At 50.1% G+C, this 26,605-nt stretch carries 29 protein-coding genes; 13 read left to right on the top strand and 16 right to left on the bottom strand.

Annotated features, from left to right (window positions below):
- Window positions 1-23: 23 nt before the first annotated feature.
- From recA to J0M34_01445, 5 genes are all read right to left on the bottom strand, one after another.
- A complete protein-coding gene (gene recA, locus J0M34_01425; protein MBN8542906.1) occupies window positions 24-1,082 on the bottom strand; it encodes a recombinase RecA in 1,059 nt (352 codons plus the stop codon).
- Between the two features lie 105 nt (window positions 1,083-1,187).
- A complete protein-coding gene (locus tag J0M34_01430; GenBank protein MBN8542907.1) occupies window positions 1,188-1,985 on the bottom strand; it encodes an HAD hydrolase-like protein in 798 nt (265 codons plus the stop codon).
- A gap of 103 nt (window positions 1,986-2,088) precedes the next feature.
- Window positions 2,089-2,868 (bottom strand): prepilin-type N-terminal cleavage/methylation domain-containing protein, encoded by a 780-nt coding sequence (locus J0M34_01435; protein MBN8542908.1) that lies wholly within the window; start codon window positions 2,866-2,868, stop codon window positions 2,089-2,091.
- A 10-nt stretch (window positions 2,869-2,878) separates the two neighbouring features.
- On the bottom strand, window positions 2,879-4,501 hold the full coding sequence (locus tag J0M34_01440; protein ID MBN8542909.1) for a response regulator: 1,623 nt from the start codon (window positions 4,499-4,501) through the stop codon (window positions 2,879-2,881).
- Window positions 4,494-5,522: a PAS domain-containing protein gene (locus tag J0M34_01445; GenBank protein ID MBN8542910.1), complete on the bottom strand. Its 1,029-nt coding sequence runs from the start codon at window positions 5,520-5,522 to the stop codon at window positions 4,494-4,496. The genes J0M34_01440 and J0M34_01445 overlap by 8 nt, the downstream gene beginning before the upstream one ends.
- Window positions 5,523-5,652: 130 nt before the next feature.
- Between J0M34_01445 and J0M34_01450 the strand changes: the two genes are divergently transcribed.
- Complete coding sequence (locus tag J0M34_01450; GenBank protein MBN8542911.1) at window positions 5,653-6,066, top strand: hypothetical protein; 414 nt, start codon at window positions 5,653-5,655, stop codon at window positions 6,064-6,066.
- A 2-nt stretch (window positions 6,067-6,068) separates the two neighbouring features.
- Here J0M34_01450 and flhB read toward each other — a convergent pair whose 3' ends face one another.
- From flhB to flgB, 6 genes are all read right to left on the bottom strand, one after another.
- Complete coding sequence (gene flhB, locus J0M34_01455; protein ID MBN8542912.1) at window positions 6,069-7,199, bottom strand: flagellar biosynthesis protein FlhB; 1,131 nt, start codon at window positions 7,197-7,199, stop codon at window positions 6,069-6,071.
- Window positions 7,199-7,975: a flagellar biosynthetic protein FliR gene (gene fliR / locus J0M34_01460; protein MBN8542913.1), complete on the bottom strand. Its 777-nt coding sequence runs from the start codon at window positions 7,973-7,975 to the stop codon at window positions 7,199-7,201. The genes flhB and fliR overlap by 1 nt, the downstream gene beginning before the upstream one ends.
- Window position 7,976: 1 nt before the next feature.
- Window positions 7,977-8,243 (bottom strand): flagellar biosynthesis protein FliQ, encoded by a 267-nt coding sequence (gene fliQ / locus J0M34_01465; GenBank protein MBN8542914.1) that lies wholly within the window; start codon window positions 8,241-8,243, stop codon window positions 7,977-7,979.
- A gap of 69 nt (window positions 8,244-8,312) precedes the next feature.
- Entirely contained in the window at window positions 8,313-8,621 is a 309-nt protein-coding gene (locus J0M34_01470; protein MBN8542915.1) for a flagellar hook-basal body complex protein FliE, read from the bottom strand.
- Between the two features lie 43 nt (window positions 8,622-8,664).
- Complete coding sequence (gene flgC / locus J0M34_01475) at window positions 8,665-9,075, bottom strand: flagellar basal body rod protein FlgC (GenBank protein MBN8542916.1); 411 nt, start codon at window positions 9,073-9,075, stop codon at window positions 8,665-8,667.
- Between the two features lie 7 nt (window positions 9,076-9,082).
- Complete coding sequence (flgB, locus tag J0M34_01480; GenBank protein MBN8542917.1) at window positions 9,083-9,487, bottom strand: flagellar basal body rod protein FlgB; 405 nt, start codon at window positions 9,485-9,487, stop codon at window positions 9,083-9,085.
- A gap of 186 nt (window positions 9,488-9,673) precedes the next feature.
- Here flgB and csrA point away from each other — a divergent pair, with 186 nt between their 5' ends.
- The 6 genes from csrA to J0M34_01510 are packed head-to-tail and all read left to right on the top strand — an operon-like array spanning window position 9,674 to window position 11,857.
- Window positions 9,674-9,931 carry a carbon storage regulator CsrA gene (csrA, locus tag J0M34_01485; GenBank protein ID MBN8542918.1) on the top strand — a complete coding sequence of 86 codons (258 nt, stop codon included), beginning with the start codon at window positions 9,674-9,676 and terminating at the stop codon, window positions 9,929-9,931.
- Between the two features lie 23 nt (window positions 9,932-9,954).
- The gene (locus J0M34_01490) at window positions 9,955-10,263 is read left to right on the top strand and encodes an EscU/YscU/HrcU family type III secretion system export apparatus switch protein (protein ID MBN8542919.1); all 309 of its coding nucleotides are present in this window, start codon (window positions 9,955-9,957) and stop codon (window positions 10,261-10,263) included.
- On the top strand, window positions 10,260-10,595 hold the full coding sequence (locus J0M34_01495) for a hypothetical protein (protein MBN8542920.1): 336 nt from the start codon (window positions 10,260-10,262) through the stop codon (window positions 10,593-10,595). Before J0M34_01490 ends, J0M34_01495 begins: the two co-directional genes overlap by 4 nt.
- Complete coding sequence (locus tag J0M34_01500; protein ID MBN8542921.1) at window positions 10,595-10,870, top strand: FliO/MopB family protein; 276 nt, start codon at window positions 10,595-10,597, stop codon at window positions 10,868-10,870. The genes J0M34_01495 and J0M34_01500 overlap by 1 nt, the downstream gene beginning before the upstream one ends.
- Window positions 10,860-11,597, top strand: coding sequence for a flagellar type III secretion system pore protein FliP (gene fliP, locus J0M34_01505; GenBank protein MBN8542922.1), 738 nt, complete (start codon window positions 10,860-10,862; stop codon window positions 11,595-11,597). The genes J0M34_01500 and fliP overlap by 11 nt, the downstream gene beginning before the upstream one ends.
- Window positions 11,597-11,857 (top strand): hypothetical protein, encoded by a 261-nt coding sequence (locus J0M34_01510; protein ID MBN8542923.1) that lies wholly within the window; start codon window positions 11,597-11,599, stop codon window positions 11,855-11,857. Before fliP ends, J0M34_01510 begins: the two co-directional genes overlap by 1 nt.
- Before the next feature lie 102 nt (window positions 11,858-11,959).
- On the opposite strand, the gene J0M34_01515 is transcribed toward J0M34_01510, so the two are convergent.
- From J0M34_01515 to J0M34_01525, 3 genes are all read right to left on the bottom strand, one after another.
- Complete coding sequence (locus J0M34_01515; protein MBN8542924.1) at window positions 11,960-15,250, bottom strand: hypothetical protein; 3,291 nt, start codon at window positions 15,248-15,250, stop codon at window positions 11,960-11,962.
- Window positions 15,251-15,505: 255 nt separating this feature from the next.
- On the bottom strand, window positions 15,506-16,036 hold the full coding sequence (locus J0M34_01520; protein MBN8542925.1) for a protein phosphatase CheZ: 531 nt from the start codon (window positions 16,034-16,036) through the stop codon (window positions 15,506-15,508).
- 39 nt (window positions 16,037-16,075) lie between these two features.
- Window positions 16,076-16,462: a response regulator gene (locus J0M34_01525; protein ID MBN8542926.1), complete on the bottom strand. Its 387-nt coding sequence runs from the start codon at window positions 16,460-16,462 to the stop codon at window positions 16,076-16,078.
- Between the two features lie 85 nt (window positions 16,463-16,547).
- Here J0M34_01525 and iscX point away from each other — a divergent pair, with 85 nt between their 5' ends.
- From iscX to J0M34_01545, 4 genes are read left to right on the top strand one after another with little or no spacing between them, the layout of a single operon-like run.
- Complete coding sequence (iscX, locus tag J0M34_01530) at window positions 16,548-16,742, top strand: Fe-S cluster assembly protein IscX (protein MBN8542927.1); 195 nt, start codon at window positions 16,548-16,550, stop codon at window positions 16,740-16,742.
- Window positions 16,742-17,221, top strand: coding sequence for a tRNA (adenosine(37)-N6)-threonylcarbamoyltransferase complex ATPase subunit type 1 TsaE (gene tsaE, locus J0M34_01535; GenBank protein ID MBN8542928.1), 480 nt, complete (start codon window positions 16,742-16,744; stop codon window positions 17,219-17,221). The genes iscX and tsaE overlap by 1 nt, the downstream gene beginning before the upstream one ends.
- A complete protein-coding gene (locus J0M34_01540; protein MBN8542929.1) occupies window positions 17,202-18,218 on the top strand; it encodes a phosphotransferase in 1,017 nt (338 codons plus the stop codon). Before tsaE ends, J0M34_01540 begins: the two co-directional genes overlap by 20 nt.
- Window positions 18,215-18,934 carry a nucleotidyltransferase family protein gene (locus tag J0M34_01545; GenBank protein MBN8542930.1) on the top strand — a complete coding sequence of 240 codons (720 nt, stop codon included), beginning with the start codon at window positions 18,215-18,217 and terminating at the stop codon, window positions 18,932-18,934. The genes J0M34_01540 and J0M34_01545 overlap by 4 nt, the downstream gene beginning before the upstream one ends.
- On the opposite strand, the gene J0M34_01550 is transcribed toward J0M34_01545, so the two are convergent.
- Window positions 18,935-20,491, bottom strand: a complete 1,557-nt coding sequence (locus J0M34_01550) for a hypothetical protein (GenBank protein MBN8542931.1) — start codon at window positions 20,489-20,491, stop codon at window positions 18,935-18,937.
- An 8-nt stretch (window positions 20,492-20,499) separates the two neighbouring features.
- A complete protein-coding gene (locus J0M34_01555; protein ID MBN8542932.1) occupies window positions 20,500-24,465 on the bottom strand; it encodes a hypothetical protein in 3,966 nt (1,321 codons plus the stop codon).
- A 632-nt stretch (window positions 24,466-25,097) separates the two neighbouring features.
- On the opposite strand from J0M34_01555, the gene J0M34_01560 reads away from it, so the two are divergent.
- Window positions 25,098-25,820 (top strand): type IV secretion system protein, encoded by a 723-nt coding sequence (locus tag J0M34_01560; protein MBN8542933.1) that lies wholly within the window; start codon window positions 25,098-25,100, stop codon window positions 25,818-25,820.
- A 4-nt stretch (window positions 25,821-25,824) separates the two neighbouring features.
- Window positions 25,825-26,598 (top strand): P-type conjugative transfer protein VirB9, encoded by a 774-nt coding sequence (gene virB9, locus J0M34_01565; protein ID MBN8542934.1) that lies wholly within the window; start codon window positions 25,825-25,827, stop codon window positions 26,596-26,598.
- Window positions 26,599-26,605: the final 7 nt, after the last annotated feature.

Raw genomic sequence — 26,605 nt, forward strand, 5'->3', positions numbered from 1 at the left:
AATATTTAGTGAAATCATTAGAATTAAGCCGCGTCGGCGGTTTCTTTCTCGTCTGCTTCGTCCGAAGGGGTGCCCTCAAGCGCTGCGGAAAGCTGTGCGGATTTAGCGCGAATTGCCTTTTCCACCTCTGCGGCAGCTTTTGGATTATCCTTGAAGTACTGGCGGGTGTTCTCTTTGCCTTGGCCGATACGCTGGTCTTTGAATGCAAACCACGAACCTGATTTTTCAATCACGCCTGCTTTTACACCCATATCAATCAGCTCGCCCTCTTTCGAGATGCCGTGGCCGTAGAGAATATCGAAATCCACCACTTTGAAGGGTGGCGACACTTTGTTCTTTACCACTTTCACGCGGGTCAGGTTGCCGATGACTTCGTCTTTCTCTTTCAGCGCACCGATGCGGCGAATATCCATACGCACGGAGGCGTAGAACTTCAGCGCGTTACCACCCGTGGTGGTTTCAGGGTTGCCGAACATCACGCCGATTTTTTGGCGAATCTGGTTGATGAAAATCACCGTGCAATTGGTGCGGTTCACCGTGCCGGTGAGTTTGCGCAGCGCTTGGCTCATGAGGCGTGCTTGCGCGCCCATGGTTGCGTCACCCATTTCGCCTTCGAGTTCGGCTTTAGGAACGAGTGCTGCCACAGAGTCGATAATCACCATGTCAATTGCGCCGGAACGCACGAGCGTATCTGCGATTTCAAGTGCCTGTTCGCCAGAGTCTGGTTGTGAGATCAACAATTCGTCGACATTCACGCCGAGTTTTTTCGCGTAGGATGGGTCGAGCGCGTGCTCAGCATCCACGAATGCGCAGGTGCCGCCAGCTTTTTGGCATTCGGCAATTGCGTGAAGGGTGAGGGTGGTTTTACCCGATGATTCTGGGCCATAAATTTCAATGATGCGGCCTTTGGGAATACCGCCCACGCCGAGTGCAATATCAAGACCCAGCGAACCGGTGGAAATCACTTCCATTGCGGTGTTCTGTTCTTGGTTCGATAATTTCATGATTGAGCCTTTACCAAAGGCTTTTTCGATTTGCGCGAGCGCACCTTCGAGTGCTTTTTTCTTTTCGGCTGGTTTGATTGCTGTTTCTTTTGATGACATGTCTATAGCTCCCTTAAATGATGGATAGAAGCTACACCTGCCTTGATAGGCCTTCAACGGGAAAATGGCTTATCCACTACTATTTTAGCGGTGCTGATGCGCAACATGAGGTGCGACATTTATACCATTTACTACAAGCTGTTGCAGCTCAGTTTGGTTGCGCACAATCTGAATATTGGGGACGGGGATGTTGTTAAGTTTACATTCTTGTTCAACAATAGGCAGTACCAAATGTGGTGTTTCCCCAATATATACAGGGGTTAGACCCAGCTTCGCTGCGGCGTAGAGGCCTTTCCAATTTTCATCGACCATGATGACATCTGAACCTGCTGGCTGCCCCAATTTTATCAGTGCTTTAGCCAGTGATTTCTCGGAGGGTTTATGGGCGTTATCAAAGACGGGAACGTGCGGGTAGAGTTTGTCTAATCCAGTCTCGTGCCAACGCTTATGTGTCATATGATTATTGCTAACCACTGCCCATGGCTTTCTGTTGGCGTGATAGGTAGCCAAGGTTTCTGCAGCCCCATCAACTAATTGCATAGGGATGCTTTCATAAATGTGGCGCCCCATCGTATAGACAATGGTTTTTTCGCGGTGGCTAAAGTCTTCCAATTCATGGTCGAGAAATTGTTTGGGGTGGTGCTTATAGTTTCTGGCTACCGAGTAATCGGGCAAGTCGATTTTACCCGCAAGTTCGGTGCGTAACTGGTCGTAGGAACGATGGATGATGGATTCGTTATCGCCAATCACATCATCAAAATCGCTGAGAATTGCGCGAACAGGAATAGTGCGCTGGCTGGCCATGGCGTGCGATTTTCCCGACAGCTCATCCATAAGCTGTTGTGCGCCTCTCACCAGATTCTGCCAGAAGTCTTCGGCCATACGATACTACTCCAGTGTAGAGTCTAGCCTATGGTGCTATTGGATAATGTGAAGATTGTGTGAAAACTCAGGCAGTTGCGACGGAGCTGCCGTCCGATGGGTGCTAGAAACCAGAAATAAAGAACAGGTTACACTGCTTAATCGTGGTAGTAAGTTGATATTCCGCAGTAGTTTCAACATCGGTTGACACACAGTTCGGACGTGATGCGTTCTTAGGGCCACGCATATTGCCTGTTGAAGGCTTGCCATCATCCATCTTCGTGTCGATGTTCCATGCCTCCTGCGCCAGCAAGTAGCCGGCCTGATCCACACCATTTTGTCCACCGTAACGCAGCATATTGCCATAATTACCTGCGAATAGGCTTGGATTACCAACCGCTACCGAGCCCTGCCATGTATAGGTATAACCACCATTCGGGTCGACTTTCGAGCGTGGTATATTCAGTCCGGGCGTTCCCCAAGTGGTGTCGGCCAACAGGCCTGGAACGCCCGTGTAGGTTCCTTCGATCAGTCCTGCATTTGCCAATTGTTGCCATGCGCGCCAAGATTCCAGCCATCCGATCATACCATCACCGTTGCCATTGCAGGTCGCTTGGGTTGTAGCGGGGCTTGAGAAATCCAAAGCTTGGCATGCCGCATCTGTGCCATCTGCGGCGCCGCCTGCCTGCGCACCCCAGAACCTTACGGCATTACGCATATCACCTGGCAGTGCGAAATACTTATCACGAAAGGCCATCATAGCCGCATTGTATTTGTGGACTTCTGTTGGCATTGAGCGGAGCTCAGCTGCGCGGATGAGCGACCGTCCCGCTAAGATACCACCCGTAAGCAGACCAAGGATGACAAGAACTATTGAGAGCTCAACAAGTGAGAAACCACGCATAGATATCATCTTATGCGGAGGCTGCATTACCATCAAGCACCTCTTTGACTTTGCTGGCTAACTGCTTGAGGGTAAAGGGTTTGGGGAGGAAATTAAAGCTACGATCTGGGCCGAATGTGTCGATAAAGGCGTCCTCGGCGTAACCTGATATAAAGACAACCTTGATCGCCTTCATACGCTCCGTATGGTTGTTTTCAAGGTGCTGAATCATTTTCGGGCCATTCATGCCAGGCATCACCACGTCGGAGATGATCAAGTCAATGGGGCCTACGTGGTCGTTGAACACCTCGATGGCGTTCTCACCGCTATCTGCTTCGAGCACTTCATAACCTTTGTTACGTAGGGCGCGTGCTGCGAAAATGCGCACCGGTGTTTCGTCTTCCACCAGCATAATGGTTGCTTTGCCTGTTAAGTCACCCGTGGTTTTTTCTTCAGCGACTTCGGTGTGTTTCTCGACCGCCGTGTCAGGCATGAAGCGTTTCAGGAACAAATGGAAATTCGTGCCAGCGCCTGGTGTGCTTTTCACGTAAATATAGCCGCCTGTTTGCTTGATGATACCATAACAGGTCGCAAGGCCGAGGCCTGTGCCACTACCTACTTCCTTGGTGGAGAAGAAAGGTTCGAAGATGTTTTTGATAATCTCTTGCGGGATACCAGTTCCTGTATCCTCTACTTCGACGAGCACGTAATCGCCTGGGATAATCACCTCATCATCGGTGGGGGGAATGAGTTTGCGGTCCATCGGCTCACCCGCTTTGATAGTGATAGCCGAAGTGCGAATGGAGAGGCTGCCGCCGTCCTTCATCGCGTCGCGCGCATTAACGGCAAGGTTGATGATGACTTGCTCAAGCTGCCCTTGGTCGGCCTTCACGAGGCCCAAGTCACGACCATGCTGCATATTCATAGTAATATTCTCACCGATCAAACGGCGAATAAGGTTGCTCAATTCTGCCAACACGTCGGTCATGTCGAGCATTTTGGGCTGCAATGTTTGGCGGCGTGAGAAGGCAAGAAGTTGGCGCACCAAGTTTGCGGCGCGGTTGGCGTTCTGCTTCACCTGCATAATATCGGCGAAGCTGGGGTCACCCGCAGGGTGGCGCATAAGCAGCAGATCGCAGAAGCCAATCATCGCAGTGAGTAGGTTATTGAAGTCGTGCGCAACGCCGCCTGCAAGTTGGCCGACGGCCTGCATCTTTTGCGAGTGGGCAAAACGTAATTCGAGGTTCTTCTGCTCCGTTTGATCGACCATGTGCAAGAAGAGAACGGGCTTTTGCTTGTCCTCAGGTTGCATAAGACTGATATAGGTGTAGGCAACAACCGTTGCGCCGTTACTCAAGCGAATGGTGAGCGATAATGGCGGCAATTCCGCATGGTCGCGGAAGGTTTTTTCTAACGCTTCAGTAAATTTTGGCCTGTCGTCACTGTCGATTAAATCGAGTAGTTTGCTGGGGCGGTTCAGTGGAATGGTGTGCTGGAATAGCTTCAAGAATGCAGTGTTGGCCTCAACAATATAGCCTTGCGGGTCAAGATGTACTGCCGCGATAGGGGATTTTTCAATGAAGCTGTTAATGTCCAATCCCGTAGGATTGGCGGAGCTGAATTGCAAGCCTCTCTGCGCGACCATTTCAACCATTGCCTAGTACAATACTTCCCGTTGCGCCGATGACTTTGCCATTTTCGTCGCGGATAGCGGTTTGCTTGATAGCGGCAGGTATGAGTGCGCCACTTTTTTGCTGCAAGGTTGCGTGCTCCAGCATATCGCCGAGTTTGAAGTCTTCGGTAACAGGCTGGCCTTTAAGCTGGTAAATCACGTGATAAAAGCTCAAGCGGCTGTCGATCACTTCGCCTGCGCGGTAGCCAAGTGCTTGCTCGAACACTGGGTTTACATATTCAAATTTTCCATACTCATTGACGATGTAGTGCGGAATACCGCTATGGGTAAGCAGATGGTCCACCTTCTCGGCAGATGTGGAGCGTAGCACTTCTGGCATCACGACGGAGCCAGCGCGATGATCACGGTACTCACGACCACGCACCACCGTATAACCCGCAGGGCGGGTGAGGGGTTCCACGGTCAGGATGTATTCGTGCACTTTATTGTCATTCGTTACGATTGGGAAAATCAGGCGGTCGCGCTGACCACTGATGATCGCGCCCATGAGGCGATCAATATCCGTTTTATTGACGTTGGACATATTGAGCAGTGCTTCCAGTGCGTGCGCTTCGCCGTGCGAATAATGCGGTAGCAGGTTTTTTACACCTTCATTCGCGTATTCAATAGTGCCGTCGCGCTTCACAAACATACAGAAGTTTGAGCCAAGCGCGGCTGCTTGCGCAAACAGCATGTTTTGGAATTCCGTCATCATGACAAGGTCGAGGCTTTGTTGCTTGCGTAGCACTACATAGAAGCACAGTGATGCAGCCGCCAAAATCGTGATTAAGCTGGTGATGCCGTTGCCACCCATTGTTTTGGGCGAAAAATTGATGAGTATGATGATGGTGGTAACTACCGCGAAGGCGATGATAATGCGCCAAATTTGTTTTCCGCGCTCGCGCGGCATGAACTCGATTAGGCTGGGTGTGTTAAAATCTTCGTCCGAAAAGCGCATGAAGGGCAGTTTAGGGGGCTTATTTTCTAAGGCAATCAAAATCATAGCGAAACTGTCGCTAAGGTAATTCTAGAGCTATTGGGTTGCCCTAAAGTATCAATTTGGTGGTTTTATAATGAAATATTAACGATTTCAGAGCGATAATGACTCAGAGCTCATAAATTTATGGAACGTTATGGCAGATATAACCGCAGGTGAAATTACCTATCGCAGCGTTACACGTGATGGCGTTGATTTATTAATTTTCGAATCAGGGTCTGGAGCAGAACGCGATGTTTTGACGATTGGTCCTGGCTTTACTGGAAGCCTAGTCATTGATGGAAATATAATCCCGAATGCGGACTTGGAGACAGTATTTCTTCATATGCAGGATAAAGTAAGGATTGGTGAAGTAGATACTAGTCGGGCTAATTCTGTAGAAATAGGTAGAAGTTTTTTAGGCATTCAAACAGCTAGAACAATTACCCCAACGCCAATTGAGGACGCGTATCTTGATTCGCTTCCAGGGCCTGAATTGAGGGGCCGCACGGATGATAGGCCACCAGCACCACCTGCACCTTCTAACAACCGCAGGCGCTCCAGAGGCTAGAGTTACTTCTTCTTCATCTTCACGTTCTGAAAGGGATTTGCGGATTTATCATCACGCTTTTTGGGTTGTTTGCCCTTGAGTTTGTAGACGTAGCCGATGATTTTCGCGACCGCTTGATAATGCTCATAGGGTACTTCTTCGTCGATATCGGTGGTGTCGTATAAAATCCGCGCCAAGGGCGGGTTGCGGATAATCGGCACTTTATGTTTTTCAGCAGCTTCACGAATACGCTTGGCGACCAGATCAACGCCTTTGGCCGTTAGCTTGGGTGCTTTCATGGTGGCTGGGTCATATTCCAATGCAATTGCATAGTGGGTTGGGTTGGTGATGATAACATCTGCCTTTGGCACATTGGCCATCATGCGTTTACGGGCGCGATCGCGGCGAAGTTGTTTCACCTTAGCCTTCACGTGCGGGTCGCCTTCTTGCTGTTTATATTCGTCTTTCACTTCTTGCTTGGTCATGCGCATTTGTTTGAGCATCATGAAGCGCTGATAGATAAAATCGACAATCGCCAACAAGAAGATGATGCAGGTTACGGTAATGAGCATGCGTAGCACCAACATGCGCGCAAAATGCAAAGCTTCTTTTAAGCCAGAATTTAGAAGCACAGCAAAATGGTCAGTGAAAGGAAGAATTGCCAAGACGCAGGCAATGCCCACTATCGATATTTTAAGCAGGTTCTTGATAAATTCGATGATGGCGCGCATGCCAAGCAACCGCTTAAGGCCTGCCATGGGCGAGATCTTTTCAAACTTGGGTTTGATGTGTTCGGTGCTGACAACGAATTTGTTCTGCACAACGCTGGGCGCAAACGCAGCGAGAATGAATAGGAACATCGGCAATACGAGTAGAATGGCGACATTGGTCATCAGCTCTTTCATTTGATCTTCGAATGCTAGGCCGCTTACCTCTAGCATGTCGGGCTGCGTAATGAACGGGGCAAGAATGCTGCCTGCTTGCTCTAACAATGAGGGGCCAAGCCCAACCACCACAAAAGTAAATGCTAGAAGCATGAAGAGGTGGTTCACCTCACGCGAGGCAGGGATTTGACCTTTCTTGCGGGCTTCGTCGAGTTTCCGTTGCGTGGGTTCTTCGGTTTTAGAGGATTCATCCTGACTTTCTTCAGCCATTACAGGCCTCCTGTCAGGTTCATGAGCTCATCTTCTACATGTGTCATGTAGAACATCATCATTGATGAGAGCAGCATGATCAATAGTAACACGGAAAGCAGAATTTGTGGAGGAACGAGTACGAAGAATATCTGGAAGTTGGGCATCAAGCGTGTGAGCAAGCCGCCCACTAGATAGAAAATGAGTGAGAATACAAGGTGTGGTGCGGCGAGTTGTACGCCGACCATAAATGCATCCGTCGCTTTGCGAACCATCATTTGGCTCATATCATCGATGATGGGGAAGCTGCCAACCTGAAACACCTGATAACTATCTACCAGCCCTGCGAACACGATGTGGTGCATGTTAAGTGCAAAAAATAAAGTGATAGCGGTGATCGACAAGAAATTGCTGACGATGGCGGATTGTCCGCCTTGGCTTACGTCGAACACGCTGGCGAGCGCGAGTGAGGATTGCGACGCAATGATAGTGCCTGTGACGTGCATGGCGGAAAGTAACATCCGTACCAACAAGCCTAGAAACACCCCCACCAAAATTTCAGCAATGATGAGGAGGAGCATGTCGCCCATGGTGCTGGGAACATCGGGAACCATGTTTTGTAATAAGGGGGTGAGTAGCGCGCTCATCGCGAAGCCGAGCATGAGCCTGATGCGCGGTGATACATAGTTTTCAGAAAAGGCTGGCAACACCATAATAGCGCTACCAAGACGGCAAAAAATCAAGATGAACGTGAAAACTTGGCTAAGCAGGAAGTGGTCTAGTAAGTTGAAGCTCATATCACTCTATGTTCGCAATGCGTTCGTAGAGGTTGTTGTTAAAATCCCTGAGGGTGTTGAGCATGAAGGGAAGGGTGAGCATCATGATGAAGACCATAGCAATCACCTTCGGTACGAAGGTCAGAGTCATTTCCTGAATTTGAGTGAGTGCTTGAAAGAGCGATACAGCAAGGCCGACAATCAGCGCGGTAATCATCATCGGCCAGCCGACGATCATCATCGTCCACAAAGCTTCGCGCGCAACATCTATGACTTCGGTTTCTTGCATAAGCTCATGGCTTAACCAAAATTGTTTGTCAGTGGTAGTTTATTCTAAAATTTTTTGACACCAATTCTATTATATCGGCATCTTGATGATGTCTTGGTAGGCGCTGATGACGCGGTCACGCACTGCCACAACAGTGTTCAGCGCGATTTCGGCATTCGATACGGCGGTGACGACGTCTGTAATGTCGGCCTTACCTGCTAGTGCGCGGGTCGAGGTGGCCTCGCTTTTATAGCCGCTTGCTGCGGCATTTTTCAGGGCGCCGCCCACGAGATCGCTGAAGCTTGGGCCAGCAATAGGTTTTTGTGGCTCAGGTTGCGCAATCGATGTTTGGCTTAGGATGCGGTCTGCAACTTTAAGCGCATTATTATACGCACTCATGGCGCTGGATACATTGGCGTTGGTGATGCTCATTGATTAGCTCCTATCGCAGTAAATTCATGGTTTGTGAAAGCATCGACTTGCTCGATTCAATCACGTTCAGATTGGCTTCATATCCACGGCGCGCCTCACGCATGTCCATCATCTCTGCGATGGGGTTTACGTTAGGGAATTCGACATAGCCTTGTGCATCGGCGGCGGGGTGGCTTGGGTCATAGCGGCGTTGGAAATTGGTGCGGTTATCAAAACCGATTTTGCCTGTATCCACCAACTGTGCGCCTGTTTCGCGGTCGAGGTGATTTTCAAATGTAATTGTTTTACGGCGATAGGGTTGCTCGCCTGGGCGCGTACCTACTGATTCTGCGTTGGCAATGTTTTCGGATACGACGCGCAAGCGGTCGGACTGCGCTTTCATGCCCGATGCAGAGATAGCCATGGTGTCCATTAAATCCATAAATTACCTATCGGTTGCCAATCGCGCTACGGAACATGGCGTTCATTTTCCGATAGAGCGATGAAGAAAGTTGGAACTGCGCCTGCGTAGTGTTCACATTGGCCATTTGCTCGTCGAGCACCACATTGTTTTTGGTGGGTGTCGTCTCATAGGTCTCGCGTAGTTTTTCCTCGCGGAAGGGGCCACCAAATGCGTGAACGCCTTCCATGTGCTTAGGCGAGGTGGCGCGCATTTCTAAGCGCTTGGATTCCGCCTCGGCTATTTTACCGAAATCGAGGGGCTTCAAGTCCTTCGCCTTGTAAGCGGGAGTATCAATATTCGCGATGTTTTCTGACAGTACTTTTTGGCGCTGCGTTTGATAGCGCATATGGTTCTTAGCCATACTCATGATTGTCACGTCGTTATAGTCCATTTTTTTAGCTCCTCTGAGTGCATACTTTGCAAGGGGAATGCCAACCGACGTCTAGCTTCTTCTTGGTGTTAAGTGTAATATAGGAAATTATTACCTATATTGCAAGAACTATTTGCGCTAGCCTAGCGAATTGAGTGGTGCTATAAGAGAAATACCAGTTAGGTCAACGCAACCAGTAGGTGCATTATGCTTTATCTTTCTCGAAAGATTGGTGAATCGATTATCATCAATAACTCCATTGAACTGACCGTAATAGAAGTTCGTGGCAAGACAGTAAAATTGGGATTTGATTTCCCGCCGGATGCGACGGTGCTTCGCAAAGAGATCTACGAAAAGATCATGGCCGAGAACATGGCGGCTGCCCAATCGGGGATGGACATAGAGGGTGACTTCGCGGAAGTGGAGTTTGATATGTCAGCATTCGACGAGTTGGGGAAAAAGTGAGCGATAACGAATCCGAAATCAATATTCTCGAAGGCGCTGCCGCACCAAACGATGCGGTGAAGACAACCAAAGCGGTTGCGCTGGAATATGACCGCGCGACCGATGATGCGCCACGCATTACCGCAAGTGGTAAGGGTGCAGTGGCCGAGCAAATCCTTGCCGTAGCGTTTGCGAATAATATCAAAGTGCGTGAGGATGCTGAGTTGGTAGAAATTCTGTCGCTGGTGGATGTGGATTCGCCCATCCCGCTTGAAGCGTTTGCGGCGGTTGCAGAAATCCTCACCTATGTGTATCAAGCAAATGCATCTTATAAACAGCGCAGCGTGACATGACGATACCGCCCATTCCCGATGATAACAAAACGCCTGACGAGTTGTTCCAGCAAGTCGCTGCTTATATTGACGAAGTGCACGGGATTATCGATCGCCGTGATTTTCTAGAACTTAAAGGGCTTGATGATTTTATCGACTATCTCTGTGGCCGCGTCATGAAACTAACGCCCGATGAAGCCAAGCTATACGGTGTAAAGCTCAATGAATTACTGGCGGATATGAATGATTTGCAAGCGCGCATTGAAGCGGCCAAGCTAGATGTTCGTGCCGAGATTAATACGCTCGCCAAGCAGGCTGCTGCCGCAAAAGCCTATAAGCCGAAGGGGGGCTAATGGACGCACTCTATATTGCGCAAGTTGTTTTCTCCCTCGCGGTTGTGTTAGGCCTTATTTGGCTGACCAGCTATATTGTAAAGCGCTTGGGCTTGGATAAAAAACTCAGTGGTTCACGCAGTATCTCGGGAGCGCTTTCTGTCACCGATACACTTTATTTGGATGCGCGACGTAAGCTGGTGGTGGTGAAGCATAAGACACGCGAATATGTCTTGCTGCTAAGCGGCGATTCTGCCACCTGTATCGAAACACGTGAGAGTAGCGATGATAAATAAACGTTGGATCATGGCATTGGGTGCTGTGTTGTTGGCATTGCCAGCAGCCGCCTTTGCGCAGCAGCTCTCGCTGGATATGGGCGAGGGTGGTGGCTCGGCCACTGCACGGATGATTCAGATTGTCGCGCTCATCACCATGCTGTCGATTGCGCCATCATTGCTGCTGATGGTGACGTCATTTACCCGTATTATTATTGTTCTTTCCTTTGTGCGCACCGCGCTAGGTACGGCAACGACGCCGCCTAACCAAGTTCTGATTGCGCTTTCCATGTTCTTAACTTTCTTCATCATGGCGCCGACATTCAAAACTTCCTATGAAGAAGGTATCTTGCCGCTTGTTGAAGAGCGCATCAGCGAAGAAGAGGCGATGAAGAAAGCCGCCGAGCCATTCCATAAATTCATGTTATTCCATGCGCGGGAAAAAGACCTCAATCTATTCATGTCGATCAGCAAAACCAAGGTCGAGAAACCTGAAATGACCCCGTATGAAGTGCTGATTCCAGCATTCATGATCAGTGAGTTGCGCCGCGCATTTGAAATCGGATTTTTGATCTTTATTCCATTCCTGATCATCGACCTTTTGGTGGCTTCCATCCTCATGGCGATGGGCATGATGATGTTGCCGCCTGTGGTAATTTCTTTGCCATTCAAGCTCATTTTCTTCGTGCTGGTGGATGGTTGGTACATGGTGGCGGGCAGCTTGGTGCGCTCGTTTGGTGGGTTATAGTGTTTAATGCATTGTTCAATTTGCTGGGGTTTGCCCTCTTTGTATTGATATTAGTTGGGGCGTTCTGGCTTTCAGCCATATTTGCTATCGTGCTGTTCAGCGTATTGCTGGCGGGATATGTGGGCTTGCGTATTTGGTCGTATTTGGTGCGTAAGGAAATTGTTAATCCACGTCCAAGCTATGGCGCGGCAAAAGATGATAGCGTGATTGATGCGGAATATAGCCGCGTCGATGTGCGGATCGAAGAGCGTAAGAATTAAGTGGCGCCTATGGCGCTGATGGGGGCGTACCGCCGCCCATACCCCCCTCACGTCGCTGCGCTCGTGGCTCGGCCTTCGGCCTACGCAGCGTAACCATTCGCCTTATTTAACCGCTTCACTTAGTTGCCCCTTAGCGATTTTATCACGGAACTGCTTCATGAAACTCTCAGTACGGCTGATTTGCTGTGTCACTAGTGCAAAGTCCTCTGGGTCGATTGGGGCTGTGTTGTTGGTGATGTAGCTGAAGATATCCTTGTAAGGGCTTTCTTCCATGAGGGTTGTATAATAATCGCGCAGGTAATTGAGCTGGGTTAAGTCTTTCTCGAAGCTATAGGCAAGGGCAAGCTTCAATAGAATATCTGTCTCGGTATCGTTGAGTGGTGCTGTTAAATCTTTGCGCGCGGCCATCATATCTTCTGCTTGGTTGATGACATTTGCCCAATCTTTCATCTTCCATAAAATCTCCAGACGCAGCGTCTCACCTTCTTTGGTGCGGTCTGCGTGCATGATAGCGAGCGCTTCTTCCAGCCTATCGAGTGATGCGAGCGCCTGCGCAGATAAACGAAGCCGTTGGAAGCGTAGATTATCTGGCATGTCACCGTAATGTGTAATTTCCAACGTATCGAGCGCTTTTTGAGGTTCACGGTCGATGAGGTAGAGCAGGGCTAAGCGCGCGCCGACACGGGCGCGTTCCTCTCCATCGAGTCGGAATTTAATTTGGTGCTCCAGCAATTGCGCGGCGCGATCAATCAGGTCAACGGCCGCCAAGCGGTCAGCCAGCTTTTGAATAATGGCATTTCCCTTCTCACCAATAGGCGTTAGCTCGCGGAATTCATAAAACAGCGCCAAGGATTTGAGTGGTGGCAGTTCATCCGCCAGACCGTCATAGAACAAGCGCTCGAATAGTTCGGCAGTGCGAGTGGTAATATCCACCACCTCTGGATCGGTCGGGAAGTAGTTGGTCAACTCGCGCCAAATCCGCAGCGCCATGTCGTATTGTTTATTATCGACGTAGAGTTGGCCCAGATATTCGAGCAAGTCGCGCTCTTGCGCATCACCACGCCAGGTTATGCGCAGCGATTCTATTTTTTCAATGGTTTCTGGAAGATCGATTTTACCCTCGGCAAAATCGAGTTTGATGAGATCATAAGCTGCTTTGAAGCGAATCTTCGGATTCTTCTCCTGATCTGCAAGACGTTCCCATGTGGCGCGGGCTTCGTCTATTTTATCGCGCTCGGCGGCGATGACGCCCAGTACATATTCCGCCTCGGTTTGGATAGGCTCAAGCAGCCCTTCTTTATTCAAGATATCAAATATTTTAACGGCATTGCCATACTTGCTGCGTTCAAGATAGGCATTGGCAGCAATGATACCCAAGCGTTGGCGAGTCGATGGTGGATAGTATCGAATGTAATCGTTATTGTAGCCGACATAATCAAAACCCTTGGCGGCAATGGCTGCATTCAGCGCGATTTGCTTCAGTTGTTCGTTGGCGAGTTTTTCCTGCTCCGACTGGGTGAGTGGTGCGTTGGGGTCCATGGTTGGTTCAATCGCGGTCACTTCTGCACCACTGACACGAACTTCCATGGGGATGAACAGTCCGATAGCGTCTTTCCACAATTCGGCTTCTTTAACGCCCACCAACTCGGGGGACTTGATGGCTTTGGCAGCATCCTCCATATGGCCTGCCATGAAATGTGCTGCTGCCCTGACAACGGCGAGTTTCTTATCCACGTAATAAGTGGGAGATAGGCGCTCAACAACGTCAAGTATGCTTGCGGCTTCTAAGCCAAATCCTTGGCCTAGATAGAGGGTGGCAAGCTCCGTTAAAATGGCTGGACGCATGTCACGTGGTGCGTCTCGGAGGCGTTCCATGATATTGCGTCGTGCATCAAGGAACTTGCCAGGCTCAACGTACCAACGATCATAAGGCAGAAGCACATTCGTGGTGCTTGATGACCCTTTGACCGGCGACGTGCCCGCGACATACGGAAGTTCGCGCGAGATGTTGAGGCCTTTTTCACTTCCCAACTTAAGTCCTAAGCGAGTTTTTTCGAATTCAATTTCAGGGCGCTGGGTTAGGATCGCGATACCTTGCGAGGATGGCACAATATCAAATGCTGGGAAGCGACGTGGGTTAGATACGCCAACGCCTGGTTCGTAAAGTGGTGCCACCAACCAGCGATCACCAATCGATGGGTCATAGAAACTAAATGGATTGGCGACATCAAATACCTGGAACAGCAAATGTGGCTTTGGCGCGTCGGCATTGCTGGCCATAGCCGCATCTTTTAGGGCAGGGCTTGCGCTTGGCAATAAATGCACGCTCCAATGATACGTGCCTTTTTTGCTTTCCACCGCAGGAAAAATGCTACCATTCGTTTCGAGCTTAATAACGGTGTTGCCTGGCATTTTATAGCGCGTGATGTTCGTGATGCTTGTTGGAAGGACTGTGCGCAGGCGCGCGGTGTCGATGCGTGACTCCTTGTTGAATACAATCCAAATGTCGCGGCTACGTTGGAAAACGGCTGTGGCAACGCGCTCGCTCCATGGGAAATCGATTGCAAACCCATCCTTCTCATTACGCACACCAACAATGATGTCTTCAGGCACGAATGACTGCGTCGTAGGTGCAATCACTTCGGGTATTGGCTCTGGGGCGGTGGCTTGTGGTTTCTTATCGGTTTGTTGGCTGTCTGCGACAAAGGCTTTTTGGATCTCGTCATCGCTCATCGCAGGTTTGGGTGGTGCAATGGGTCGAGCAACAGGTTTTGCGGGCTCATTTATTGGTTTAGGTTTAGCTGGCGCTTCTTTCGTAGTGAACGTTCCAACCTTAGGAGCTTCAATTTGCTTCGTGCTCAAAACGGGTTTGGCGGGCTGCGGCTTGGGTGCAGGTGCTGGTTCAGGTAAAACGGGTGCAGCTTCTGCAGCTTTTGGTTTCACTGGTTCAGGCGCAACAGGTTGGGTTTCAATGGCCTGTGGTTGCGGCGCGGCCGCAGGTTCTTTAGTCGAAAGAATGGAGGAGGCGGTGGGTGGCGCAGTCGCAACTTTGGTGGTGAAGGGCGAGATTGGTGCTGGGGTTGATGTGATAATATCCAAACCAACGCTATTGCCGCTTACAAATTGGCGCACGCGGTAGGATTTATCAAGGTTGAGCGTTACTACTTTGCCGTCAGCCGAGCGCTCGACACTCACCACATGCGGTTTGAGTTTGCTTTGAAGCACGCTCACATCACCCGTTGCTTCGCCCAGATTTAGAATAACGGCGTTGCCTCGGCTCTCCACGCGCATGGTTTGAGGAGAGGAGCCAGTGAACAGTACGCGGCTATATTCAGGAGTGGTTTGCGCAGTTGTAAGCGTAGCAGCCGCGCTCACCCATGGTGTGAGCAACATGGCAACGCAAAAAACAAAGACAACTGTACGTCGGTTTTGCATGGAATTTTCCATGCTCAATCATCGTGTAAAACCAACAGGTTGCAAGCGGAATTCCGACTTATCCGCAGCTAGTTTTAAGTGCGAGGGAACGCTTCGTTCCCTCGTGACTCCCTCCGCCGCTTCGCGGCTCGCGCAGCTTCGGCGCTACGCAGAGCAATAAATACTAGCTTTTTTGGGTATGAAGCGTCGGTTTTTAGTGAGGGGTTGGTACGCCTACGACTCGTTAAACAGCTTATCCACTTCAGCTTGGGACTTGGCTTTTCCAGCCATTTGCGGGCCTTCCATCAAATGTTCATCTGGGCGCTCGCGGCCAGTTTTGATGGATTCAATATACATGCCTTCTGGCAAATCACCGCCAAATAGCGCCACCATTTTACCAACACGAATCTCGATTTCTTCGAGTGTGCGCATCACTTTCTTGATGCGTTGGCCAGTAATGTCTTGGAAGCTGCAGGTTTCAAGAATGGTGAAGGCGTGAGTTGATATTGCCTTGGCAACGTCCTGCTCGGTAAAAACCGCGCAAAGCTTTTGAATGGCGTCGGTTTCGTCCATGATTTTGTTGGTAGCCTCTTCGGTATGGCGCACAACTTCGCTCAATTCCATGGAAGCAAGGGCGAGATTCTTTTCTTTGTTTTCGCCTTTTTCGGCATTGATGGAAAGTAGTTCACGGCGCGCAGCGACGATGAACTCCGCAAGTTTGCGTAATTCCTTCTCAACAACTTCTGCCTTAATGGTGTCTGGCATAACCTCTCCTGCAATATTTATTGGTATTATTATTGTGTATTAGAATGGGCCAAAAACCGCTTCCATCTTTCCTTTGAGTGTTTCTGCGTTGAATGGCTTCACGATATAGTTGCTAACGCCCGCTTGCTTCGCCGCGATTACGTTCTCAGTCTTGCTTTCGGCAGTGACCATGATGAAGGGGAGTGCTTTGGTTTTTTTATCGGTGCGGACTTTTTTGAGTAATTCATAGCCCGACATAGGCTCCATGTTCCAATCCGAGATGATTAGGCCATATTGCTTTTGCTGAATCATGGTGTGAGCCATGGTGCCATCGGTTGCTTCATCGATATTGCTAAAGCCGATCTGGTTCAGCAAGCCACGGACGATGCGTAGCATGGTTTTATAGTCATCAACGATGAGGATGGGCATTTGTTTACTAACGGGCATAAGTTCTTCCTTGTTTATCGAAACCGTTTCATCTTTATCGCGAAACTGTTAATAACGTGTTAATTCAGTGGGAAGGAATATAATCATGCGTTGGACAGATGTAAACGAAATTGCAATCGAGCTGGAAGAAGCGCACCCCGACGCCGATAACATTAACCTGCGCTTTACGGATCTGCGTGCGTGGGTCACTGCGTTGCCAAACTTCAAGGACGACCCTAATGGCTGCAACGAAAAAATTTTGGAAGCCATTCAAATGGCGTGGATTGAGGAGCGCGACTAGTGCCAACTGCGCTTGATAGTCTGCAAGCAACGCAACAATTCGCAGTGCGGATTGCCAAGAAGCTTAAACGCACCGATGTGTTGCTGCTAAAAGGGGATTTGGGCGCTGGAAAAACCACGCTTGCGCAGGGAATTATTCGCGCATTGTCGCAGCAGCCGGTGGAGGTCACCAGCCCAACCTTCACGTTATTGCAGACCTACCCCGTTATGCTGGCGGATGGTGAGTGTGAGCTTTGGCACTATGATTTATATCGTGTTGAGCACCCTTCGGAGCTTGCAGAATTGGGGATGGATGAGGCGTTTGAGCATGGGATCAGCCTAATCGAGTGGCCTGAGCGTTTGGGTGATGCCTTGCCGCCGCAGCATGTCACCATCACGCTGAAACTGACAGGCCAAGGTGAGGGGAGACTTGCGACTGTCACAGCAACAGGCGATGCTTCTGGCACATGGAGCAGCTTGCATGAGACGTCCGGATCGTAGCGAAGAAATAGATCGGTTTTTAATCGAGCATGGTTATGAGGGCGCCACCCGCGCGATGCTGGCGGGGGATGCTTCGTTTCGTCGTTATGAGCGTGTTACCCATGCGGGCCACGTTATGGTGTTGATGGATGCGCCGCCACCATGGGAAAATGTCTCACCGTTCATGCATGTTACCAAGCTTTTGCAAGCTTCTGGTGCGTCGGTTCCTGAAATTCTAGCCGCCGATGAGAATGAGGGATTTCTGCTACTCGAAGATTTGGGGGATGGTATTTTTACCAAGCTTCTCAAAACCAACCCATCGCAAGAACACGAACTATATCGTGGTGCGATTGATGCGCTCCTTACCATTCAGCGTACTCCGCACCCTGCCTTACCGCCTTATGATGTGGCCGTGTATTTGCGCGAATTGGGCTTATTTGCTGAATGGTTTCTGCCGCAAATTCATGGATTGGAGCGCGCTAAGGCGTTGCGCGAAGAGTGGCTGTCATTGTGGCTGCCTATCATTGTGAATTCGGGTCTTGAGCAATCGGTGGTGGTGCATCGTGATTACCATGCGGATAATTTATTGTGGCTACCTGAGCGACAGTCGCATGCTCGTGTGGGGATGCTTGACTATCAGGATGCGCTGCTGGGGGATGCCGCCTACGATTTAGTCTCGCTGCTCGAAGACGCGCGGCGCGATGTTTCGCCCGATACAGTGCGTGTTTGTTATGATCATTTTGTTACGCAGTCTGGCGTTGATAAAACAGCGTTTGCAACGCGCTATGCAGTGCTGGGTGCGCAGCGTAATGCTAAGATTATCGGTATTTTCACGCGGCTTTGCGTGCGAGATGGCAAGCCGCATTATCTTGATTATTTGCCGCGCGTGTGGGGGCATTTCATGCATGATATTTCCCACCCAACACTTACACCCATTCGTCAATTTGTTGATACTTATGTCGCGTCCGAATGGCGCGGTGCATTTAAGGCCAATCCAGAGATTGGTGGGTGGGCATGAAAATAAATCACGCGATGATTCTTGCCGCAGGCTTGGGTACGCGTATGCGCCCATTGTCACTCACCATGCCTAAGCCACTTATACCCGTGGCAGGAAAACCGTTGATTGATTGGTGTTTAGATTGGTTAGAGCAAGGTGGCATTCGCCATGTTGTGGTGAATACTTCCTATTTGGCGGAGCAGATCGAGCGGTATTTAGACAGGCGCAGCAGCCCTGAGATTCACATTTCGCGCGAAGAGCCAGTGCCACTTGAGACGGGAGGCGGGATTCTGAAGGCCTTGCCCATTATGGGTGATGCGCCATTCCTTGTGATGAATAGTGATAATATTTATCGCAACGGATTGACTCACCCAATTCAGCACATGCTCGATGTTTGGGATGATACGACTGATTACGTCATGCTGTTGCAGCCTAAAGCAACGGCGATTGGCTGGAGTGGTAATGGTGATTTTATCATGAACGCGGCAGGGCAGATTCGTCGTCCGCAAGCGGGTGAAGATGCGCCTTATATTTTTACAGGTGTCGAAATTATTCATCCGCGTGTATTTGTGGATTGCCCTCAAGGCCCGTTCTCGCTCAACATGCTATGGAAACGTTGTGAAGGTGCAGATGGTTGGCATCAGCGCATTAAGGCTGTCGCGTTCGATGGAACATGGCTGAATGTTGGTGACATTGCAGGACGTGACGCAGCAGAAGCTTACCTTCAAACGCGCTGATTATTGATCAACGGGTAAACGGATCGAACCATTCGCTTTGGTTGGAACCATCAGGCCTTCAGGTAGCGTCACGCGTTTCTCGACGCGAATATAGTACGGTAAGTCTGCATTCGGCGTAACGGTTGTATTGGCATTGAATGCTGATTTTTCAGTACCTGCGGCATCTTCAATTTTGCCACCACCTTTGAGCAATACGCTGCGACTGGTGCCGTTGATTTCTGCGCCATTACCCATACGCAGGAAGGTTCCGTCTTTGAGTGGCAATACGCCGCCATTTGGCAGTGTAAATTTCAAGCCCGACGCACCAATGCGTATGACAGACTGATTTTGCATCATCAGCATACTGTCTTTGGTAGTGAAGGCCATGCTGTATGGTTTGTCACTGATTGGCATAAAGGTTGCCGTCACTGCTGGCTCATGCACGAGTTGTGGATCGTCTGTCACCACGGCGAGCATCTTGTTAGGGCAGCTTGCATGTCTCGGATAGAGCGTGTTCACGTCACAGTTCTGAATGGCAACTGGAAAGATATCGATATCCGCAGTAGCGGGCGGGTTAGCGATGTAATGATCGGTCTCTTTCGCGCAATTCGTCACGAGATCTTGAGGCATGCCATTGACCAATGGCACGATTAAGAATTTCTCGGGGGGTGCAGTTGGTATAGGCGCAAAGGGATCAAACGCTGGATTGTTCGAGTCAGGTGTTAGTCTAACGACGAGGCGCGGTGTGCTGCTCGTGTAGGCAAAGATTTGTGCCATAGGTGCGCGCAAATCGACTGATTTCTGCATTGCGCCTGCAGCACCAGCAGGCATACATAATTGGGTAGGGAGTGGTTGGGTGGCTTCAAGCTCGAAGCGGCGCACCGTGCTGGTAGTGCCGTTTTCATTTGGTACGGCTACATCGCGCAGTGCGTAAAGATTCATGCTATATTGACCAGCGTCAATAATCGCTACGCGATTCGCACCTGGTACGATGCTGTATTGTGTCGTGCCAAGTGATACCGTTCCGCCGCATGTGAGTGCTTGTGTGCTAGTGCCTTGGACAGGAATTTTTTGACCAAATACACCTGTAGTATCGTCACGTACGGGGCAACCAGCGCCACCTACAGCACCGCCACTTGACGCACCACCACCCGATGCGCCGCCGCCGGAAGCACCACCGCTCCCACCGCCACTGCCGCCACCACACACGCTAATTCCGCCAGGAAGCTGGCAGGGAAAGCCTTGCCATGGTGGTAAACTTAAAGAACGTTGCCATGCACCATTACTTACAGAAGGTGCTGCACCAGTCGTATCTGGTGTTTCTTCGGGTGCACGACGACCTTGAATGAGGTTACCACTGGTGCCTGGCGCGTCTGGCATGCGACGGCCTCTTGGAAGAAGCTCAGGCGCAGGATCAGAAAATAGACGACAGCGCTCCACTTGTTCTGGTTGCTCTTGCATTAGTCTCGTGCGCTGCGCACGATTCATGGAGCCGATAGAACCACAATCAAATGCATAGGAAGTGACGGGTAATAGCGCAATCAGCGACATCACGAATATACGGCCAGTTAGTTTCATATGTGCCCCTAGCTTCCCGAACTGATGCGCAGATGGTCACGTGCACGATAAAGTTCTATATCGTCCCAGTCCGCCATGACGCAGCGTTTAAGGTTTTGATCGGCGCAATCCATGTCTGAACCGATTTCTTCATAGAGCGATTCGTCCAGAGCATCGTGATGGCCAGGTTTGTAGAAATAGCGTGATACGGGCGGGTTACCTGATGCATCAGTCGTACCGCAGGTATCGGGTGCGTCGCCATCGTCCGCCATTTTAACTTTGATGTACCAGTTATCGTCATTGGTGTTTACTTCTTCGACAATACCAAGGCGAGGCAAACCGCGCAGACCGTCATCATCTTCGCCGCCATTCACTGGTAGAATCACAATGTCTTTCACTTGCGCTTCATCAAGCCCTGCAATGCGCTCTGGTTCTTGATCTGGGAAATTCGGGAAACGACGGCTTTCTTCAAGGTCATATATATAGCCGCGCCATGTTAGTGGTGAAGCTGTTGCTCCTACGAAAGTATCGTTCTGGCCACCTGCTAAATAGAGCAGAATTTCTTCAGTACCCGTCGGCTTGAAGAGTTTTTCATGACGGCCAATGCAATACACCTGTTTGTCGCGAATGGAGCGCATTTGGTAAAGCTTCAGCTCTGTCCAACTGGTGACAGGGTCGGGTAATCGACTGATACCAGTGCCGCCAAACGACGCTGGTTCGCCCCAACCACCAAGTAGGCAGCGCTGGTCTTTAAACTCAGCATCACCCGCAATCGCTTCGCGACCAACACCAACGATAGCTGCATACTGTCCCTTATCGTCCATCGGGTCTTGTTTGGTGTCTGTCGAAGTCTGAATAGGGCGGCCAGTATCATGCAGTCGCATATAAGGCATGTTGCCACCAAAATATTCAGCGAAGGTCAGACCCTCTGGCACGCCAGAAGGAAGCTCGCTTTCTTCCTGATGTGCAGGGTCATAGTAACGTAATTTGAGCTTGTTGAGTGGGGTTACTGGCGCACGCAATTTTTCGCACATAGAAGCGACTGTGGAGGTATTGATTCTAGGCTCCATCGGATCGCACGCCGCAATGGCGCGTGGTGGCCACAACCACATCATTGCTTCTGGTAATGTCATGGTTCCGGCGGCGGATGCGGCGCCGCTCGCTGCATTCATTGCACTATTCACTGTGCTAATCGCATTAGCAGCGCTTTGGACCGTGCCGCCAATTTGTATTGCTTGGTTCAACGCCTCGGACTGAATGCCTAGCGCTGCGGCAACTTGGCCCGCCGTTGCGGCTGCTCCACCAATTGATCCTGCGGCAGACATGAGGTTTTGGTAATTACCTTGCATCGCTTGTTGAATCGATGCCATGCCGCGACCCGCCATACCTTGTATGCTATTGCCGAATCCTTGCATCATCGTGCCGATTTGCTGAGGATTAAAGTTGCGCACCGAGGCGCTAATCGAACCCCACTGCGTGCTCAAGTTAGCAGACAAGGTTTGCATATTGATATTGCCAAACTGCTGTGAAATTTGGCCAAGGTTTGCTGCTTGGCTTTGCAAGAATCTCGCAGCCTCGGCTGCTTGGGCAACGCCAGGTATATTTTGTGCGATGTTGACGAATTGTTGCTGAACGGCGGGGCCGATATCACGCATCAATTCTTGAGGGTTGATTTGTCCCAAGCCATTTTGCTGTGCGCTGAGTAGCTGGCGAAGTTCACCGACCGTGGTGTTGCCGCCAATACTGCCGATACCCGGTATGTTGGCGCGTGCGCCGATGCTTAGGTTATTCACCAACGTGCTATCTGCCAAGCCTGCGAGAGAATCCTGAGCCCTTCCAAGTTGGCTAGTTATGGCACCTACCGTAGCATCAGGGGATGCAGCGCTTTGCGCAGCTAAGAATTGGCGAACTTCACCCACTGTTGTGCTACCAGAGATATTGCCGATGCCTGGAATATTCATGCTGGCGCTGCCACTGATACTGTTAAAAAGTTGGCTATCAGGGAAGTTGGCAATGGAACTGCGCGCATTGGCGAGAGCGCTTGAAATGTTTTGTCCTGCGGCTGAGGGGTTGAAACTACCCATCATGTTGGCGCCTTCACGAAGCATATTGCCCGCACCAGCAACGGTTAAGTCTGAGGGAAGTTGTGATAGTAATCCTGTTGGGATGTTAAGGGCGCTAGCATAGCGGTTCAGATCACCAGCAGTGAAGTTCTGTAACATACCAATCTGGCCTTGCATGAATTGGCCAATTTGCTCGGGATTAAAGTCTTTCATGGCCTCCATGATGCTGCCTTGTGCATTCATGAACGCTGCGTTTAGATCAAGGTTCATACCGCCTTGCATGAGGTTTGGCAGCCTGCTGCTGAGGTTTGCACCCGCTTCAAGCAGGCCCGTCATTTGGTCGATTGGGAAGTCAGGTGCAAACGTAGAGATGAGGTCTCTGTTTGCGTCGATGACACCTTTTAGTTGCTCAGGATCCAAATCTTGTAGGCTATCTGGAAGATTGTTGAGGTCGAGGTTTTGCATGCTTGATTGGAGATTTTGAATCATCTGCATGGCCGCTCTAGCTGGATTGAGCGGAATCATTGGCGGGATCAACGGGTGGCGATCAAGCGTGGTTTTATAGTTCGTGCCGCAAGCTGGCATTTCTGCTGTGAGTGCCGCGTAGCATATTGAGCATGGCATGGGAATACAGAGTGAAACGGCAGGTGGCGGTAAGATAACAGGCACGCAGCACGGGTCTTTTTGTAAGCCAGAGTTCGCTAAGCAGTTTTTATTGAAATCAATGCGCTTTTGCATGTTCTCAGTAAAATTCGTAGCTTCGTCACGGAAGCGCAAGATATCGACGGGGATAATTTTATCTTCTTTATCTCCAGCGCAGAATACAGGGCTAGGTGATGCTGCAAATTTTGCGCGGTCATTGGTTTCATAGTCCCAGCGTGGCGAGAAGGGGTGTGAGGGGTCGATAATCTCCTCATAAGGCGTATTGGCCAGCATGCTGAGTCGAACATCGGGAATCTGAGCAGGGGGTGCAACGGCATTTTCTAATGTTACACCTTGTGGTAAGCGTGGCTCGCCGCGTGCCCTAGAGTTTATCCGGAAATTGGGGTCATAAAGCAGCTTCTTCCACGCACCCAAAATGTATTCGCTAGCATGGTAATCATTATCCTCGAACGAGGTTTTGATTTTAAGTGGTTGGCATAATGAATGGATGCTGTGCTTCTCAGCGCGATTATTTGGGTTTTCACCCGTATAGGCTAGGCGGCCTTGGTCTTGCTTATAGTTGACTATCAATGCGCCATTAAGAATGAATTGGTTTGCGCAATTATCTACCTTCAGGCGCATGATGCGTGCCCATTCTTCGGGGGAAGTGCCTTCGTCAGGTTCCTGCGGCACACGAATTTGATCTACGCAAGCGGCGAACCTCTGGTTACTGGCATCAACGCCCCTTGCGGGTGGGGTATCGGTTTGTGGTTTGATGAGGCTGTAGTTTGTGTAGGTACTATTATTTGCCCCGCGATACAGGTCGCCCAGTATTAGCTTCTGATTATCATCCAAATTCTTGAGCCCATGATTGTAGAAAAGAAAGGGCGAATAGTTCGTCATAAAGGATGCGCGTGGGGTCGTAATATGTGGTAGTGGCTCATCCTCAAATGCTGGTCTGCCCTCGATGGAGCGTAAATTCATTTCGTCGCAGGACGCGCCACTGCATCGCCCGCCATCTTCGGCGATTTTCTTTTCGCATGCGCCTGCTTCGTATTTTAGATCGACGTTACGGTAGCGCACATCACAACCGTCGCCGTCGTAGCTGGAGCCTGTTACTGCGCCATCGCAGGTTTTGACATTCTGACACAGGTGATTTGCAGTTGGGCCTGCTGCGCCTGGAGGTTCACTACCGCCACCACTACCACCGCCACCACTACTACTGCCACCCAACAAGCCGCCTGCGCCACCTAATAAGCCGCCTAATCCACCGCCTGATCCGCCACTCACAGTGGGGTTGTTCAGTGAACCAACAGAGTCACGTATTGCTCCCCTAACTGCGTTATTAGCAATAGAGCGTACATTGATTCTTTCACCGCCCGCTCGAATTGTTTGAGGCAATCCTTGGACAGTAGAGAGTACATCTCTGACTTGCCCAGAGACCCCAGGATCCCTGATTGTGGGGATCCTAATTTGAGGCAGACCATTGTTTCCTCCCGATGAGGAAGAAGATGATGATGAAGAGGACGACGACGATGAAGAGGACGACGATGAAGGGTCAGGACTTGTTCCTGCTGTGGACTGCGCGGTTGCAACTGAGCTGTATAATAGCGAAACTGCTGCGAGCGCAGCAAGGCGCAAACCAATATATTGGCGGTTCAGAGAGCTGTTTCTAGGCGTTACTGGCACCATCACCTCAGGCTCTTGTTTACTTTTATTAGCGAAATTTTAGAGCTATAATCTTAACAATTTAACACAACTTTTCGCTAAATGCATGCAATAAATTAGGGGTGTTACGATGCGCCTAAAATATCAAAACTGCAATAAAAATGCTTAAAAACAGGATGTTTGTGGATAAATAGGCGTGAATTGACAATTGGTTCATAGCATAGTCGGATGGGCTTGATTGCATAAGGAGTCGTGTGGAACCAGCAGAGCAGCAAGATGTCGCGCAGAAAATAGCTAGCGGCGAGTATTATCGCGATGCGCGTGAATGGTACTCTGCGCTCTATATATCCCCAATTGCTGAGCGCGGTGTGTTCCTGCTAATGTCTGGGTTCGCTGCGCTAGTGCTGCTATTTGGTGCACTTGGTTTTATGGACTTGTTGCCGATTGTGGCTCGTGATCGCATCATCATCACTAACCAGCGTATGGACGAAACCAAAACATCTATTTCTCCTCTGCGAGCACAAGGAAAATCGACCAACGTATCGCTGAAACAATTTTATGCCGCGAGTTATGTCTATATGCGTGAGCGTTATCGGGCAGCAGATTATGCAAAGAACCTCGCATTTGTAGAAGCGCATAGCGATCCGGCGACGTTGCAGTATTTTCTTGAAACGCAAGGCCCCGAAAATCCCGATAGTTACGCTGTGCGCTTAGGGGCGGTCGGTGAGCGTACGGTGGAGATAACGGGTGTAAGCATCAATAACAAAGTCCAGCCGCCTATTGCGACCGTACAATTTGTCACCGATTTCAAAAATGTGACGGGTGGATCGCGAACAGCATGGACAGCAACCCTTAGCTTCTATTATACCAAAGTTTCACTGACGGAGGTGGTCAATCCATCGACCGGCAAATCACGACTTAAAATTGTGGATCCTGCATTCAATGTTGTTTCGTACTCAGTTGTTCGCAATCGCTAACCTAGTGTTAGTTACGCTTCTGGCAGCACCTTCAGTGGTGCAGGCTGCGCAAGAGCCGCGTCCGCTTGCAACGGATAGTCGTATCCGTACGGTCCGCTACAGCCCGAACGAGGTTTACCAATTCATTGGCCATTACGGATATCAGTCTGCGATTGAGTTTGAGCAGGACGAGAAAGTGCTGACTGTTTCGGTGGGTGACTCGCTGGCGTGGATGTTGAATCCATCTGGCAATCGCCTGTTCCTGAAGCCGATCGAGCAAAACGCCCTCACTAACATGACGGTGATTACGGATAAGCGTTCGTACCTATTTGAGTTGCACGCGGCGGAGACGGATTCAATTCGTGATGAGAATTTGACCTTTGTGCTGCGATTCATTTATCCGCAGAATGATCAGGGGGCAGTCGATTTCACACAGTTCGAACCAATGCCAGATATTGAGCGCCAACCAGAGAAATTCAATTTCAACTACACGCTGCGTGGTTCCGAATATATTTCGCCCATTCGTATTTTTGATGACGGCGAATTTACGTATTTTGAGTTCCGCGACATGAATACGGAAGTGCCTGCCTTCTTCTTGGTGGATCCAACGGGTAATGAGGCACTTATCAACTTCCGTACGCGCGGTAATTACATTGTCGTTGAGCAAGTGGCGCCGCGCTTCACCTTGCGTCGTGGTCCTGATATCGTCTGTGTTTATAATGAGCGTATGCCGATGCGCATTTTGCCAGAACCAGAAAAGACTACATACGAAAAAGCAAAAGAATTCAGCCCATTCTAGAGGAAAT

The organism is Alphaproteobacteria bacterium (assembly GCA_017302575.1).
GTDB lineage: Bacteria > Pseudomonadota > Alphaproteobacteria > Rickettsiales > UBA3002 > JAFLDD01.

Bases quoted from the DNA above. Each gene is read 5' to 3' on its own strand.
- J0M34_01430 (MBN8542907.1), bottom strand. From the start codon at position 1,985: ATGGCCGAAGACTTCTGGCAGAATCTGGTGAGAGGCGCACAACAGCTT.
- J0M34_01435 (MBN8542908.1), bottom strand. From the start codon at position 2,868: ATGCGTGGTTTCTCACTTGTTGAGCTCTCAATAGTTCTTGTCATCCTT.
- J0M34_01440 (MBN8542909.1), bottom strand. From the start codon at position 4,501: ATGGTTGAAATGGTCGCGCAGAGAGGCTTGCAATTCAGCTCCGCCAAT.
- J0M34_01445 (MBN8542910.1), bottom strand. From the start codon at position 5,522: ATGATTTTGATTGCCTTAGAAAATAAGCCCCCTAAACTGCCCTTCATG.
- J0M34_01450 (MBN8542911.1), top strand. From the start codon at position 5,653: ATGGCAGATATAACCGCAGGTGAAATTACCTATCGCAGCGTTACACGT.
- flhB (MBN8542912.1), bottom strand. From the start codon at position 7,199: ATGGCTGAAGAAAGTCAGGATGAATCCTCTAAAACCGAAGAACCCACG.
- fliR (MBN8542913.1), bottom strand. From the start codon at position 7,975: ATGAGCTTCAACTTACTAGACCACTTCCTGCTTAGCCAAGTTTTCACG.
- fliQ (MBN8542914.1), bottom strand. From the start codon at position 8,243: ATGCAAGAAACCGAAGTCATAGATGTTGCGCGCGAAGCTTTGTGGACG.
- J0M34_01470 (MBN8542915.1), bottom strand. From the start codon at position 8,621: ATGAGTGCGTATAATAATGCGCTTAAAGTTGCAGACCGCATCCTAAGC.
- flgC (MBN8542916.1), bottom strand. From the start codon at position 9,075: ATGGATTTAATGGACACCATGGCTATCTCTGCATCGGGCATGAAAGCG.
- flgB (MBN8542917.1), bottom strand. From the start codon at position 9,487: ATGGACTATAACGACGTGACAATCATGAGTATGGCTAAGAACCATATG.
- csrA (MBN8542918.1), top strand. From the start codon at position 9,674: ATGCTTTATCTTTCTCGAAAGATTGGTGAATCGATTATCATCAATAAC.
- J0M34_01495 (MBN8542920.1), top strand. From the start codon at position 10,260: ATGACGATACCGCCCATTCCCGATGATAACAAAACGCCTGACGAGTTG.
- J0M34_01500 (MBN8542921.1), top strand. From the start codon at position 10,595: ATGGACGCACTCTATATTGCGCAAGTTGTTTTCTCCCTCGCGGTTGTG.
- fliP (MBN8542922.1), top strand. From the start codon at position 10,860: ATGATAAATAAACGTTGGATCATGGCATTGGGTGCTGTGTTGTTGGCA.
- J0M34_01515 (MBN8542924.1), bottom strand. From the start codon at position 15,250: ATGTTGCTCACACCATGGGTGAGCGCGGCTGCTACGCTTACAACTGCG.
- J0M34_01520 (MBN8542925.1), bottom strand. From the start codon at position 16,036: ATGCCAGACACCATTAAGGCAGAAGTTGTTGAGAAGGAATTACGCAAA.
- J0M34_01525 (MBN8542926.1), bottom strand. From the start codon at position 16,462: ATGCCCGTTAGTAAACAAATGCCCATCCTCATCGTTGATGACTATAAA.
- iscX (MBN8542927.1), top strand. From the start codon at position 16,548: ATGCGTTGGACAGATGTAAACGAAATTGCAATCGAGCTGGAAGAAGCG.
- J0M34_01540 (MBN8542929.1), top strand. From the start codon at position 17,202: ATGAGACGTCCGGATCGTAGCGAAGAAATAGATCGGTTTTTAATCGAG.
- J0M34_01545 (MBN8542930.1), top strand. From the start codon at position 18,215: ATGAAAATAAATCACGCGATGATTCTTGCCGCAGGCTTGGGTACGCGT.
- J0M34_01550 (MBN8542931.1), bottom strand. From the start codon at position 20,491: ATGAAACTAACTGGCCGTATATTCGTGATGTCGCTGATTGCGCTATTA.